A 14,483-nucleotide genomic window follows, 5' to 3' on the forward strand; every position below is an offset into this window, starting at 1 on the left:
CGAACCGCTCGAGGTGTATCTGGGCCCCGGCGTTCGCCGGGGAAGACGGTGATGGGGTTGCTAGACCAGACCCGTGACCGGCTTCGCCGCCGCGCTGTCCGGGAACACCTTGCGCTCCAGGATCGCGCGGTCGACGCCGATGTGGTCGGCCAGCACGCCCTTGAACAGGCCGCGCATGTCGAGGGTCGGGGCGGTGTCGCGGTTCTCGAACAGGGCGGTCTGCGAGAGGCCCGGCCAGTCGCCGACGATGCCACCCTTCTTCAGCGCGCCGCCCAGGATCAGGCCCGTTGAGGCCGTGCCGTGGTCGGTGCCGCCGGTGCCGTTGACGCGGGCCGTTCTGCCGAATTCGGTCACCGCGATGACCACGGTGTTCTTCCATTCCGCGCCCAGGCCGTCGTGCAGGCCGCCCAGCACCGCGTCCATATAGGACAGCCGTGTGGCGATCTGGCCGGGCTGGCCGGCGTGGGTGTCGAAACCGTCCAGCGAGATCGCCGCGATCTGCGGTCCGCCGGCCTGGATCATGAAGCCGCCCAGGGTCGAACCCAGCTTGCGCGCCGCCTCGCCGCCGGCGCGGTTCTGGCGGTCGTTGGCCATGGTGGGCGACATCGGCGCGGCGCCCGGTTTTGCCGGCGTCGAGGCCGCCGCGATGTTCATGGCCGGCGTGGCCGAAAGGGCGGTCATCGCCGTCTGCGCCATGGTCTCGGTCTCCAGCCCGCGCGCGAAGGCCGGGCCCAGCATCGGGTCGTTCTTGTAGAGGTCCTGCAACAGGGTCGGCAGGCGCGCGGTCTCGTCGACGCCCTTGCCGGGCGACCAACTGGCCGCCTGGACCTTGCCGCGCAGGATCAGCGGGGCGGTGGTCCCGACCGACAGCCCCTCGACCTTGCGAGCGGGGGCGAGGGCCTCCAGCGTGCGGTTCAGCCAGCCGGTCTCGGTCCCGTAGACATGGGCCGCGCCGGTCTCCAGCACGTCCTGGGCCTCGAAGTGGGAGCGGGCGCGGTCGGGGCTGGCGATGGCGGGCGCGATGCGGGCCTCGCCCTTCAGCGCCAGGGCGTGAACGGTTTTCAGCTCGGGGTGCAGGCCGAAGGTGTCGTCCAGCTTCAGCACCTGGTCGGGCTTCAGGGCGATCGAGCCGCGCAGGTTGGCGTAGTTCGCATCGCCCACCGGTGGCGAAACAGACAGGCCGTCCATGCCGCCCCGGCAGATCACGACGACGAGCTTCTTCCTGGCGAGATCGCCTTCCGTGGCGGCGAAGGCCTGCGAACCCAGGAAGTTGACGGTGATCCCGAGGCTGGCGCCCAGGCCCAGCAGCGAGCGGCGGTTGATTTGAGCGGTCATCGGCGTTGGAACTCCGGGCTCATCACGAGAAGGGCGAAGGCTTCCTTGCGGGTCTCGGCCCGCGACACGGCCTTGGCGACGGGAGGCGTCAGGCGCGCGCCCAAGGCCGAGACGGCCAGGGCGTTGGGATCGGTGCGGTCGGCGACCGCGGCGGCGAAGCCCTGGGCCCACTGCATCCGCTTGACCAGGCCGTCGGGCGAGGCCCAGGTCTGGGCGTCCTCGGCCCAGCCCTTGGGGGAGGGAGCCGAGAAGGGCTTCTGGCCCAGGCCCGTGAGGATCGGCGCCAGGCGCTCGATCGCCGACGGCTCGGCCCCGATCAGCCGCCAGGTCGACAGGGTGTATTCGTAGGGCGTCTTGAACTTGGCGGGCGTGGGATCCCAGGCCTCGGGGCTTTCGACCAGGGCCTTGGCGACCTGGGCGAGGTCGCCGCCGGTGTCCATCCAGCGCTTCTCCAGCCGCGCGGTCAGGGCGGGCGGGGGCGTGTCGGAGACGAAGTGGCGGGCGATCTTGCCGCAGACGTGGCGGGCGGTGCGCTTGTCGGCGGCCAGGGTCTTCAGGACCGCCATGCCCTGCTGGATGTCGGCCTGGGCGTATCGGCGGCCCATGATCGTGCGCGCGCCGGGCTCGTGGGCGGCGTCGCGAAACACGAACTGGCCCTGGCGGTCCTCGTTGTCGCGGCCGACCGAGAAGCCGGTCAGGGCGCGGGCGAACTCGGTGACGTCGCCTTGCGTATAGCCGGCGTCGACGCCGACCGTGTGCAGTTCCATGATCTCGCGGGCCAGGTTCTCGTTCAGTCCGGCCCGGGCGCCGCGCCTGCGGACGCCGACCTGGCTGTTCGGACCAATCGACTGGGCCTGGTCCAGATAGGTCAGCATGGCCGGATGGGTCGACGAGGCGACCAGCAGGTTCTCGAAGCTGTCGAATACGTGGGGCCGGATCGCCTCGCGCTCGAACGGGCCGATCAGCACCGAGGTGATCTGCTTGGTGGCCGAGACGGTGAAGTGGTTGGCCCAGAACAGCGCCCAGCGTTCGCGAAAGCCCGCTGGCGTATTGGTCGCCAGGCGCGCGCGGGCCAGGAAGTCGGCATTGACCTTGTCCCGCAGGGCGATCTGGGCGGCCTTCGCGGCTTGCAGGGCCGCATCGTCGGGAGTCTCGCCATCTTTCTTCTGGCGCGCGGCTTTCTGCTGCCGCTGGTAGTCGCGCATCTGTTCGAAGCGTTGAGCGGCGCTCTCGCCGCCGTCCTGCGGGATGTCGGCGCCCTCGCGACGGATCTGGGCGGCCAGGAAGCCCCGCGGATCGGCCCCGGCGGCGTCGATCTCGCCGGGGCGGGCGCCCAGGCCGAACCGGGTGACGGCGATGGCGGCCATCATGTCCTTGGACGGTAGGCTCAAGCGGCGCTCTCCCTTGCACTGACACGCGATCTTGCTCATTCAACGCGGGTCATTGGCCGTTCCGTCGCGCGGCCCGAAAAAGAGTTCTCGCCGTGTCCGACAAGTCCGAGCTGCTGCTGAAACCCAAGCGCTTCTACAAGGCCGCCGTCGCGGTCCCGGTCGAGGGGGGCTTCGCCGTTCAGCTCGACGGCCGCACGCCCAAGTCGCCGGCCAGGAAGCCGCTGATCCTGCCTAACCAAGCCCTGGCCGACACGATCGCCGCCGAGTGGGAGGCCCAGGTCGAGTATATCGACAACAGCCTGATGCCGGCCACGCGCCTGGCTTTCACGGCGATCGACCGTATCGCCGAGACCCGCGCCGAGGTGGCCAAGGAGATCACCGCCTACGCGGCCTCCGACCATCTTTGCTACCGCGCCGAACACCCGACGCCGCTGGTCGAGCGTCAGGAGCGCGAGTGGGGCGCGATCCTGGACTGGGCCAAGGCCGAGCATGGCTTGGTGTTCACCCCCGTCGGCGGAATCATCCACCAGCCGCAGCCGCCGGCCACCCTGGCGGCGGTCGAGGCCCTGGCCCTGACCCTGGACGACTTCAGCCTGGCTGGGGTGGCTTTCGCCGCAGGTCTCTACGGCTCGACCGTGCTGGCCCTGGCCGTTCGCGCCGGCCGTCTGACCGGCCGCAAGGCCCTGGATCTGTCGCGCCTGGAGGAGGCCTTCCAGGCCGAGCAGTGGGGAGAGGACGCCGAGGCGACCGCCCGCGTGGCGTTCCTGGCGGTCGAGGCCGAGATGATCGACCGCTGGTTCGCCGCGCTCCGTTAGGGGGCGAGACCTTCCGTACTCCGCGGCGCCGCAAGGTCCGTCTTGCCTGCACCCCTTGGCCTCGCTAGGGCTTGAGTTTCCAAGGTGGGCGAACCACCAGCACGAAGATCCGGGCAGGGAGCTAGCGCGTTGCAGCACATTCTCGAGGAACTCGACCGCCGTCGCGAGCAGGCCAGGGCCGGCGGCGGTGAGGCGCGGGTCGCCGCCCAGCACGCCAAGGGCAAGCTGACCGCTCGCGAGCGCATCGACCTGCTGCTGGACGAGGGCTCGTTCGAGGAGTTCGACATGTTCGTCGAGCACCGCAGCGCCGACTTCGGCATGCAGGACCAGAAGATCCCCGGCGACGGCGTCGTCACCGGCTGGGGCACGATCAACGGCAAGGTCGTCTACCTGTTCTCCAAGGACTTCACGGTGTTCGGCGGCAGCCTGTCGAACGCCCACGCCCAGAAGATCATCAAGGTCCAGCGCCAGGCCATGAAGGTCGGCGCGCCGATCATCGGCCTGTTCGACGCCGGCGGCGCGCGCATCCAGGAGGGCGTCGACAGCCTGGCCGGCTATGCCGACATCTTTCTGGAAAACACCCTGGCCAGCGGCGTCATCCCGCAGATCAGCGTGATCATGGGCCCCTGCGCCGGCGGCGACGTCTATAGCCCCGCGATCACCGACTTCATCTTCATGGTCAAGGACACCAGCTACATGTTCGTGACCGGCCCCGACGTGGTCAGGACGGTGACCAACGAGGTCGTCACCGCCGAGGAACTGGGCGGGGCCCGGGTCCACGCCGCCAAGTCGGGCGTGGCCGAGGGCGCGTTCGAGAACGATCTTGAAGCCCTGACCCAGGTGCGCCGCCTGGTCGACTTCCTGCCCTCGTCCAACCGCGAGCCCGCGCCCGAGCGCGAGAGCTTCGATACGGCCTATCGCGAGGAGGCCAGCCTCGACACCCTGGTCCCGGCCGACGCTGCCAAGCCCTACGACATGAAGGAGCTGATCCTGAAGATCGTCGACGAGGCCGACTTCTTCGAGATCAGCAGCGAGTGGGCCAAGAACATCGTCGTCGGCTTCGCCCGCATGGACGGCGAGACGGTGGGGATCGTGGCCAACCAGCCGCAGGTGCTGGCCGGGGTGCTGGACATCGATTCCAGCCGCAAGGCCGCGCGTTTCGTGCGCTTCTGCGACGCCTTCAACATCCCGATCATCACCCTGGTCGACGTCCCGGGCTTCATGCCGGGGACCAAGCAGGAGTACGGCGGCCTGATCAAGCATGGCGCCAAGCTGCTCTTCGCCTATGCCGAGGCCACCGTGCCGAAGATCACCGTCATCACCCGCAAGGCCTATGGCGGGGCCTATGACGTGATGAGCTCCAAGCACCTGCGCGGCGACCTCAACTACGCCTGGCCGACCGCCGAGATCGCCGTGATGGGCGCCAAGGGCGCGGTGGAGATCATCTTCCGCCAGGAGGCCAAGGATCCCGAGGCGCTCGCGGCCCGCGAGGCCGAGTACAAGGACCGCTTCGCCAACCCGTTCGTCGCCGCCAGCCGCGGCTATATCGACGACGTCATCATGCCCCACGGCACCCGCCGCCGGATCGTGCGGGGGCTCAAGAGCCTCAAGGGGAAGGAACTGTCCAACCCCTGGAAGAAGCACGACAATATTCCGCTGTAGGGATGGCGAGCTCAGCACAGGCCCCCACCTGACCGCGCTAAGCGCGGTCCGTCCGCCGCCAAAGCGAGGCGGAGAATAGTCGCGGCTGCTTTTTCTCCTCCCCCTCTTGGGAGAGGGGGACCGGCGAACGCGGGTGGAGGGGGCTTGTACGGCCAAACCTTTCCCTTCCGGCCCGACCCTTCTATATGCGGACGCTTCTAAGCTTCCCGTGACTCCCCGAAAGGCCGCGCCCGCATGGCTCGCATCCTGATCACCTCGGCCCTGCCGTACATCAACGGCATCAAGCATCTGGGGAACCTTGCCGGATCGATGCTGCCGGCCGACGTCTATGCGCGGTTCAAGCGGGCCCAGGGGCACGAGACCCTCTACATCTGCGCCACCGACGAACATGGCACGCCGGCCGAACTCGCGGCGACCGCCGCGGGTCAGGACGTCGCCACCTATTGCGCCGAGCAGCACATCCTTCAGCACGATGTCGGCCGCGCCTTCGGCCTGTCGTGGGATCACTTCGGCCGCTCGTCCTCGCCGCAGAACCACCGTCTGACCCAGCACTTCTGCCAGGCCCTGGAAGATCACGGCCTGATCGAGGAACGCGTCGACCAGATGGTCTATTCGGTCGACGACAAGCGCTTCCTGCCGGATCGCTATGTCGAGGGCACATGCCCCCACTGCGGCTTCGAGAAGGCGCGCGGCGACCAGTGCGACAACTGCGGCAACCTGCTGGACCCCACCGACCTGATCAATCCGTATTCGGTGATCTCGGGCTCGCGGAACATCGAGGTGCGCGACACCCGCCACCTCTACCTGCTGCAGACCAAGATGGCCGACAAGATCAGGGCCTGGGTCGACAGCCACGCCGACTGGCCGCCGCTGGCTCGCTCGATCGCCTACAAGCACCTCGATGAAGGCCTGATCGACCGCGGCATCACCCGCGACCTGGCGTGGGGCATTCCGGTGGCCAAGGACGGCGTTCCGCGTCCGGGCTTCGAGGACAAGGTCTTCTACGTCTGGTTCGACGCACCCATCGAATATATCGCCGCCACCCAGGAATGGGCCGAGGGCTCGCCCGACCGCGACTGGAAGCGCTGGTGGCGCACCGACGCGGGCGCCGACGATGTCAGCTACGTCCAGTTCATGGGCAAGGACAATGTGGCCTTTCACACGGTCAGCTTCCCCGCGACCATCCTGGGCTCGGAAGAGCCGTGGAAGAGCGTCGACATGCTCAAGGCCTTCAACTGGCTAAACTGGTACGGCGGCAAGTTCTCGACCTCGAACAAGCGCGGCGTGTTCATGGACGCGGCCCTGGAGATCCTGCCGCCGGATCTGTGGCGCTGGTACCTGACGGCCAATTCGCCGGAGAGCAGCGACACGGCCTTCACCTGGGAGCAGTTCGCCAGCGCCGTGAACCGCGACCTGGCCGACGTGCTGGGCAACTTCGTCAACCGCATCCTGAAGTTCAACGAGAGCAAGTTCGAGGGCGTGGTGCCGGCGGGCGGCGAGCCCGGTCCGCTGGAAGAGAAGCTGTTCGCCGACGTCTCGGCGCGCCTGGCGGATCTTTCCGAACAGATGGACGCCATCGAGATCCGCAAGAGCGCCCAGGCGCTGCGGGCCTTGTGGGTGGTCGGCAACGAGTACCTGCAGGAGGCCGCGCCGTGGACCGCGATCAAGACCGATCGCGACCGCGCCGCCGTCATCGTTCGCACGGCCCTGAACCTGGTGGCCCTCTACGCCAAGCTCTCGGCGCCGTTCATCCCGTTCGCCGCCGAGACGATCGGTAACGCGTTCGGCCTGGACTACCCGGCCCCGTGGCCGTCGAACGACGCCAAGGTCGAGCTCGACGTGCTGACGGTCGGCGCGAAGGTGACGGTGCCGGACGTCCTGTTCAAGAAGATCGAGGACGAGCAGATCGCCGAATGGACGGCTCGCTTCGGCGGCGCGGACTAAGGTGCCGGATACGGCGTACAGGGCGGACGGGAAGGGGCTCCCAACCCTGGTCCGCCTTTGCCTATTCTACGCCGCTATCTTTCTGAGCTCTGGCGTCAGCCTGCCGTATATCGGCACCTATCTGCGCTCGCGCGGCATGAGCGGCGGCGAGATCGGGTTGATCCTGGCCGTGCCGCTGCTGCTGAAGCCCTTTACCGGCGCCTCGCTGGCTGTGTGGGCCGATGGCTTCACCCTGCGGCGCACGCCGATGCTGCTGCTGCTGGTCGGAGCGGGACTGGGCTATGCGGGCCTGCTGGCCGCTCCGAACCTGTGGTGGTTCATCCTGGCCTGGTTCGTCGGCCAGACCCTGCTGTCGACCGTCTCGCCGCTGATCGACATCATCACTCTGCGCCGGGCGCGGATCGAGGGCTTCAACTACGGGATCCCGCGCGGCACCGGCTCCAGCGCCTTTATCGCGGCGAACCTGGCCATGGGGTCGATCCTGACTTTCGCCGCGCCGACCATCATCGCCATCTGGATCGCCACGGCCTGCTTCATCGCGGCCTTGGCCGCCGCGGTGCTCGTGCCGCCCGAGCGCGTCCACGCCGAAGGCGCCAAGCCCGACCGGTCGGAGCGCTGGAAAGGCCTCTCCGAGCTGCTGCGCAATCGCACCTTCGTGCTGGCGGTGGTCACCGCCGGCCTGATCCAGGGCGCGCACGCCTTCTACTACGGCTTTTCGGCCATCCTCTGGCGCAAGCAGGGAATCTCCGAGCCGATGATCGGCGTCCTGTGGGGCGTGGGCGTCGCGGCCGAGGTCGGCTTCATGTGGTTCCTGGAGCCGCTGCGCCGCCGCTGGGGACCGGAGCGGTTCCTGATCCTGGGCGCCAGCGCCGCCGTGCTGCGCTGGACGCTCTACGCGTTCGAGCCGCCGCTGTGGGCGCTGTTCCCGCTGCAGATGCTGCACGCCATGACCTTCGCGGCCTCGTTCCTGGCCTCGCTGCGCCTGATCGAGAAGCTGGCCCCGCCGGCCGCCGCGTCGCCGGCCCAGGCGATCAACTCCGCGCTGTCGTCGGGCTTCACGCTGGGCATCGCGACCCTGGCGTCGGGGCCGCTGTTCGATCGGCTGGGGGCGTACGGCTACCTGGCCACCGCCTTCATGGCCCTGCTGGGCCTGGGCGGCGCGATCCTGCTGTCGCGCCGCTCGAGATCTCAGATCGTGTAGTCGATCTCCTGGCCTTCCAGCCAGGCCACGATCCGTTCAGCCGCTTCCACGGGATCGATCGCGGTGGTGTCGATGCGTAGCTCCGGGGCTTCCGGCGCTTCATACGGGCTGTCGACGCCGGTGAAGTTCTTCAGCTGTCCAGAGCGGGCCTTTTTGTAGAGGCCCTTCACGTCCCGCGCCTCGGCCACGGCCAGGGGCGTGTCGACGAAGACCTCGATAAATTCGCCGGGTTCCAGGATGTCGCGCGCCAACTGGCGTTCGGCGCGGAACGGCGAGATGAAGGCGGTCAGCACGATCAGCCCGGCGTCGACCATCAGCTTGGCCACCTCGGCCACCCGGCGGATGTTCTCGACGCGGTCCTCCTCGGTGAAGCCGAGATCCTTGTTCAGCCCATGCCGGACATTGTCGCCGTCCAGCAGATAGGTGTGGCGGCCCAGGGCGTGCAGGCGCTTTTCGACCAGATTGGCGATGGTCGACTTGCCCGCGCCGGAGAGGCCCGTCAGCCAGACGACCTGGCCGCGCTGGCTCTTCAGCGCTGATCGCGAGGCCTTGGTGACGTCGGTGTGCTGCCAGTGGATGTTGTCGGCCCGTCGCAGGGCGAAGTTGATCATCCCGGCGCCGACGGTGCGGTTGGACAGGCGGTCGATCAGGATGAAGCCGCCCATCTGGCGGTTGTCGGCATAGGCCTCGAACGGGATCGCCTGGTCGAGTGAAAGGTTCACGAGGCCGATCTCGTTCAGCTCCAGGCGCTTGGCGGCCGTGTGCTCCAGCGTGTTGACGTTCACGCGGTGCTTGATGTCGGTGACGCTGGCGCCGACCGTCCTCGTCCCCAGCTTCAGCAGATAGGTGCGGCCCGGGGGCAGGGGCTCGTCGTCCATCCAGACGAGCGTGGCCTCGAACTGGTTGGCGACCGGGGCGGGCGCGTCGGCGGTCGCGATGACATCGCCGCGCGAGATGTCGATCTCGTCCTCGAGCGTCAGGGTCACCGACTGGCCGGCGACGGCCTGGTCGAGATCGCCGGGCAAGGTGACGATGCGGGCCACGCGACTCTCGCGACCCGAGGGCAGGGCGCGGATGCGGTCGCCTGGCTTGACGCTCCCCGAGGCGATCAGGCCCGAGAAGCCCCGGAAGTCGAGGTTCGGGCGATTGACCCACTGCACCGGCATGCGGAACGGCTTGGACCGCAGGTCGTCCTCGACTTCCACGCCTTCCAGCCAGTCCATCAGGATAGGCCCCTTGAACCAGGGCGTATGCTCGCTGCTTGATGCGATGTTGTCGCCGCCCAGGCCGGAGATCGGGATCGGCGTGAACACGGTCAGGCCGATCCGCTCGGCGAAGGCGCGATAGTCGGCGACGATCCGGTCGAATACCGCCGGATCCCAGCCGACCAGGTCCATCTTGTTCACGGCCAGCACCACGTGGCGGATGCCGAGCAGAGACACGAGATAGCTGTGGCGCCGCGTCTGGGTCAGCACGCCCTTGCGCGCGTCGATCAGGATCACGGCCGCGTCGGCGGTCGAGGCGCCGGTGACCATGTTGCGCGTGTACTGCTCGTGACCGGGGGTGTCGGCGACGATGAACTTGCGCTTCTCGGTCGAGAAGAAGCGGTAGGCGACGTCGATGGTGATGCCTTGCTCGCGCTCGGCGGCCAGGCCGTCGACCAGCAGGGCGAAGTCGATCGCCCCGCCCTGGGTGCCGACCTTCTTGCTGTCGGCTTCGAGGGCCGCCAGCTGATCCTCGAAGATCATCTTGCTGTCGTACAGCAGGCGGCCGATCAGGGTGGACTTGCCGTCGTCGACGCTGCCGCAGGTGATGAAGCGCAGCAGCGACTTGTGCTGGTGCTGATGCAGGTAGGCGTCGATGTCCTCGGCGATCAGGGCGGACTGGTGCGCCATCAGAAGTAGCCCTCTTGCTTCTTCTTCTCCATCGAGGCGGACTGGTCATGGTCGATGACCCGGCCCTGGCGCTCCGACGTCGTGGTCAGCAGCATTTCCTGGATGACCTGGGGGAGGGTGGCCGCGGCGCTCTCGACCGCGCCCGTCAGTGGGTAGCAGCCCAAGGTGCGGAAACGGACGCTCCGCATCTGCGGGACCTCGCCGTCGCGCAGGCGGAAGCGGTCGTCGTCGACCATGATCAGCGCCCCGTCGCGCTCGACCACCGGCCGTTCGGCCGCGAAGTAGAGCGGCACGATCGGGATGGTCTCGAGGTGGATGTACTGCCAGACGTCCAGCTCGGTCCAATTGGAGATCGGGAAGACGCGCAGGCTTTCGCCCGGGTGCTTGCGGGTGTTGTAGAGGCTCCACAGCTCGGGCCGCTGGTTCTTCGGGTCCCAGCGTTGCTCTGCCGAGCGGAAAGAGAAGACCCGCTCCTTGGCCCGGCTCTTCTCCTCGTCGCGGCGAGCGCCGCCGAAGGCCGCGTCGAAGCCGTACTTGGAGAGGGCCTGTTTCAGGCCCTCCGTCTTCCAGAGGTCGGTGTGCAGGGCGCTGCCGTGGTCGAACGGATTGACCCCGCGCGCCTCGGCGTCGGGATTCTTGTGGACGATCAGGTCGAAGCCCAGCTCGGACGCCACCTTGTCGCGCAGAGCGTACATGTCCCGGAACTTCCAGGTCGTGTCGACGTGCAGCAGGGGGAAGGGCGGCTTGCTGGGGTAGAAGGCCTTGGCGGCCAGATGCAGCATCACCGCGCTGTCCTTGCCGATCGAATACAGCATGACCGGCCGTTCGCACTCGGCCGCCACCTCGCGCAGGATGTGGATGCTCTCGGCCTCCAGGCGCTGGAGGTGGGTCAGGCGCGCCGGCGAGATTTCGGTCATTGCGGAGTCCGGCGGGTACGCGGCGGGTGCGAATTGGGTAAGGGCCAAGGCGAGGGTCCGCAAAGGAAAAACGTCCCAGCGCGTCCGTCGAGGAGCGCGCTGCGTCACCTTGCGACCTAGGCCCGGGCGAGGCCGCGGACAACCGCTGGAATTCTGGGGGCGCTGTCAGTGGACATGGCGCCAAGGCTGGTGAGCACCGACCTTCATGACCAAAAGTTCACTCGCCCCCGTCCAAGAACGCTAGCATAACGCCGGTATCGGTCCAGGGACGGGCTATGGGCTTTCTGACGGAAATGCTGGCTGTGGCGGTCGTCTGGCTGTCCTCGTTCGCGCTCTGCCAGTTCGGGGTGAGCGTCGAGCACGCCGTCTGCCCGCACGCCAAGAGCGCCTCGGCCAGGACGGTCGCCCGCTCGCCGCGCGGCGCGCCGATCGCGGTGAATGCGCCTCGCGGAACGGCCGAGGCGACCGCGCGCGACGCGTGAACACGCGCGCAAGGCGCCCAGACCCCGCGAACGCAACGGAAGTCGCTTTTCGCCAAGGCTTTTCGCCGTTAGGTTCATGTGACACGCGAAGGAGGGGTCCGGCGCGCGAAGGTTGTCTCTTGCGCCCCTCGCCGACGCCTTGGGACCCTGGCTGTGTATGAAGCCTAAGAAGCGCCAACCGCTCGATTTTTCCGCTACGCCGACGGATGCCCCTCCCGAGGAAACCAAGACCACGCCTGAACTCCCTCCGGAGGTTCCTGGGGCGACGTCGTTCGCCGGGCCGGAGGCGGACGTTCCGACCGCCGAACCCCTGAGCTTGCAGGACACGCTGAACGATGACTTGGCCGTTCCGCCGCCGATGACCGTGCGCTCGCGTCGGCGCCGGGAGCCCGATCCCGAGCCGGTCGAGAGCTTTTCCGAACCCGAGCTGAAACTGGCCACCTCGCTGGCCGCCACCGCCCAGCCGCCAGCCCCGGTGGTCGAGCCCGAACACGCCGCGCCTGCCAAGGCCGAGAGCCGCGAGCCGACCCTGGACCTGCGGGGACCCGAAGCGACCGTGCCGCTACGGACCGAGGACGTTCCGCGCCGCATGTCTGGCGTTCTGTTCTGGACCCTGGCCACCGCCATCGCCTTCCTGTGGGCCCTGGCTCCGATCGCCTTCGCCCTGGGCTATGCCCGCGGCGTGCCGGCCTTCAAGGTCGAGGGCTTCGCCCTGACGGTGTTCGCCGGTCTGGCCCTCGGTCCGGCGCTGCTGACCCTGCTAGGCGCCTATCTGCTGCGCCAAGCGACCGGCATCGCCGATGAACTGCGTCGCACCCGCACACTGACCGACCGCATCGTGACTCCGGCCGCCCTGGCGGCCTTGGGCGCGTCCAGCGCGGTCGACGCCCTGCGCCAGGGCGTGGATGACGCATCCACCGCCGCCCAGCGGGCGCGCGAGCACATCGTCTCGCTGCGCCAGGCCCTGGCCGAGGAGACCGGGCGTCTGGCCGAGGCCGCCGCCGAGTCCGCCAAGATGGCCAAGCAGTTGGCCCAGGGCCTGGGTCACGAGCGCACGGCCATGGAGACCCTGTCGCAGTCGCTGGACGCCCGCTCCACGGCGGTGGTCGACGCGATCGGCAGCCAAGCCCGCATGGTGGCCGAGGCCTCCGACCTGGCCGAGACCCAGCTGCGCGAGGCCGAAGCCGCCCTGGCGGCCCGCGCCGCCGACCTGGCCGCCGCCGCCGCCGAAGCGTCGGACGCCGCCCGGGTCGGGGCCGAGGACCTGTCGCGCCAGATCGCCCGGCTGGAGACCGCCGGTCATGGGGTCGGCGACCAGGTCTCGTCGGTCGAGAAGAGCCTTGCCGCCCAGCGCGCCGCGCTCGTCGAGATCAGCCAGGCCCTGCGCTCGGACCAGGAGGACTTCGCCTCCGAGGCCGAGACCCGCACCGCTCAGCTCACCGAGTTCGTCGCCTATACCCGTGTCGGCGCCACCGAACTGTCGGACGCCGCCGCGATGGGCGCGGAGATCCTGCGCGGCCTGATCAGCGCGGCCGCCGATCAGTTCCGCGAACTGGCCGAGGGCGCCACCAGCCAGCGCGAGGCCCTGGCTGACAACGCCAAGAAGACGCTCGAAACCATCGGCGATGTCGCCGAGAACCAGCGCACCTTGCTCGAGGATGAGTTGAAGGCGGCCATGGAGGCTATGGCCGAGTCGGCGTTGAAGGCGGCAGAGGGCGTGGAGGCCCGCGTCGAGGCCGCCCGCAGCCGTGTCGACCAGCTGAACGAGATCGCCTTCGCCGCCGGTCAGAAGGCCGACGCGGTGTTCGAGTCCCGCATGGAAGAAGCGCGCGACATCATCGAGCACTCGGCCCAGATGGTCGAGCAGGCCGGGGCGCGCACCTCGCAGAAGCTGGCCGACTCGGTCCAGGCCGCCCGCGGCACGCTGGACGAGCTGGAGGCGATGCTGGCCGAGATCGGCAAGCGCACCGCCGACCTGCCGGCCGAGGCGCTGCAGAAAGCCGTCGAGGTCCGGGTGTCCATCGAGCAGGGCGTTGAGCAGTTGATGAACGCCGTCCGTCGCACCGCCGAGGAGACGGCCGCGATCGATCAGGCCTTCCAGGAGCGCGTCCGTCGCAACTACGAGATGCTGAGCGAAGCGGCGGGGGCCATCACCGCGTCCAGCGCCTCGACCGTGGCCGCCCGCTCGACCTCGGCGCAGGCGCCGCCGAGCCGGACGCGCGCCGGCGCCCCGCCGCCGCCTCCGGTCCAGCCCGAGCCGCTGCCGATGGCCGTGTTCGACGACGAGGACGAGGAGCCGCCGACCGACCGTCGCCGGCTGCGCCTGACGCCGACGGCCACCGACCAGGAATTCCGCTCGGTGTTCGAGCAGGCCTCGGCCCGCAAACAGACGCCTCCCCAGCCAGCGTCCGATCCTGACGGCGAGGGCGGCTGGAGCTGGCGCAACCTGCTGGCCGGCATCGAGAACAGCTCGCCGGGCGACGCCGGTCTGGGCGAGAAGCTGGCGGCCGAGATCACGGCCATGGGCATCGACCCGCACGCCCTTCTGCCGCGCGGCCGGATAGACGAGATCGCCGCCGCCCTGCAGACGCGTGACGACGGCGGGGCTCGCGAGGTGGTCAAGCGCCTGGCGCCGGCCGCCATCCGCCGCCTGGTCCGCCGTCTGTTCTCCGACTCGACGTTGAAGGCCAATACGGAGCGTTTCCTGAAGCGCTACGCTGGCATGATCGAAGAGGCGGCGGGCCAGGACCGCGAGGGCTTCCTGCTGGCGGCTCTGCTGTCGTCGGACGCCGGCCGGGCCTACCTTCTGCTCGACGCGGCCAGCGGCGATCTCGGCTAGGG

The 14,483-nt window shown here is 68.9% G+C and carries 10 protein-coding genes; 6 read left to right on the plus strand and 4 right to left on the minus strand.

Annotated elements, in window-relative coordinates:
- Positions 1–60 precede the first annotated feature (60 nt).
- Together AC1RJ9_RS26835 and AC1RJ9_RS26840 are read right to left on the minus strand one after the other, a co-directional pair.
- On the minus strand, positions 61–1,335 hold the full coding sequence (locus AC1RJ9_RS26835; RefSeq protein WP_492841593.1) for a DUF1501 domain-containing protein: 1,275 nt from the start codon (positions 1,333–1,335) through the stop codon (positions 61–63).
- Positions 1,332–2,765 carry a DUF1800 domain-containing protein gene (locus AC1RJ9_RS26840; protein WP_492841595.1) on the minus strand — a complete coding sequence of 478 codons (1,434 nt, stop codon included), beginning with the start codon at positions 2,763–2,765 and terminating at the stop codon, positions 1,332–1,334. Before AC1RJ9_RS26840 ends, AC1RJ9_RS26835 begins: the two co-directional genes overlap by 4 nt.
- 53 nt (positions 2,766–2,818) lie before the next feature.
- On the opposite strand from AC1RJ9_RS26840, the gene AC1RJ9_RS26845 reads away from it, so the two are divergent.
- The 4 genes from AC1RJ9_RS26845 to AC1RJ9_RS26860 all read left to right on the plus strand — a co-directional run bounded on the left by AC1RJ9_RS26845 (position 2,819) and on the right by AC1RJ9_RS26860 (position 8,348).
- Positions 2,819–3,541: an ATP12 family chaperone protein gene (locus AC1RJ9_RS26845; RefSeq protein ID WP_492841597.1), complete on the plus strand. Its 723-nt coding sequence runs from the start codon at positions 2,819–2,821 to the stop codon at positions 3,539–3,541.
- A gap of 129 nt (positions 3,542–3,670) precedes the next feature.
- On the plus strand, positions 3,671–5,203 hold the full coding sequence (locus tag AC1RJ9_RS26850; protein WP_492841599.1) for an acyl-CoA carboxylase subunit beta: 1,533 nt from the start codon (positions 3,671–3,673) through the stop codon (positions 5,201–5,203).
- A gap of 234 nt (positions 5,204–5,437) precedes the next feature.
- On the plus strand, positions 5,438–7,147 hold the full coding sequence (gene metG / locus AC1RJ9_RS26855; protein ID WP_492841601.1) for a methionine--tRNA ligase: 1,710 nt from the start codon (positions 5,438–5,440) through the stop codon (positions 7,145–7,147).
- A 1-nt stretch (position 7,148) separates the two neighbouring features.
- Positions 7,149–8,348: an MFS transporter gene (locus AC1RJ9_RS26860; protein WP_492841603.1), complete on the plus strand. Its 1,200-nt coding sequence runs from the start codon at positions 7,149–7,151 to the stop codon at positions 8,346–8,348.
- Here the strand turns inward: AC1RJ9_RS26860 and cysN are convergent.
- A complete protein-coding gene (gene cysN, locus AC1RJ9_RS26865) occupies positions 8,336–10,243 on the minus strand; it encodes a sulfate adenylyltransferase subunit CysN (RefSeq protein ID WP_492841605.1) in 1,908 nt (635 codons plus the stop codon). The genes AC1RJ9_RS26860 and cysN overlap by 13 nt on opposite strands.
- Positions 10,243–11,208 carry a sulfate adenylyltransferase subunit CysD gene (cysD, locus tag AC1RJ9_RS26870; RefSeq protein WP_492841607.1) on the minus strand — a complete coding sequence of 322 codons (966 nt, stop codon included), beginning with the start codon at positions 11,206–11,208 and terminating at the stop codon, positions 10,243–10,245. The genes cysN and cysD overlap by 1 nt, the downstream gene beginning before the upstream one ends.
- 227 nt (positions 11,209–11,435) lie before the next feature.
- Here cysD and AC1RJ9_RS26875 point away from each other — a divergent pair, with 227 nt between their 5' ends.
- A complete protein-coding gene (locus AC1RJ9_RS26875) occupies positions 11,436–11,642 on the plus strand; it encodes a hypothetical protein (RefSeq protein WP_492841609.1) in 207 nt (68 codons plus the stop codon).
- A gap of 157 nt (positions 11,643–11,799) precedes the next feature.
- The gene (locus tag AC1RJ9_RS26880; protein ID WP_492841611.1) at positions 11,800–14,481 is read left to right on the plus strand and encodes a coiled-coil domain-containing protein; all 2,682 of its coding nucleotides are present in this window, start codon (positions 11,800–11,802) and stop codon (positions 14,479–14,481) included.
- Positions 14,482–14,483: the final 2 nt, after the last annotated feature.

The sequence above is a fragment of the Caulobacter sp. GW822-FHT07D08 genome (assembly GCF_058798735.1).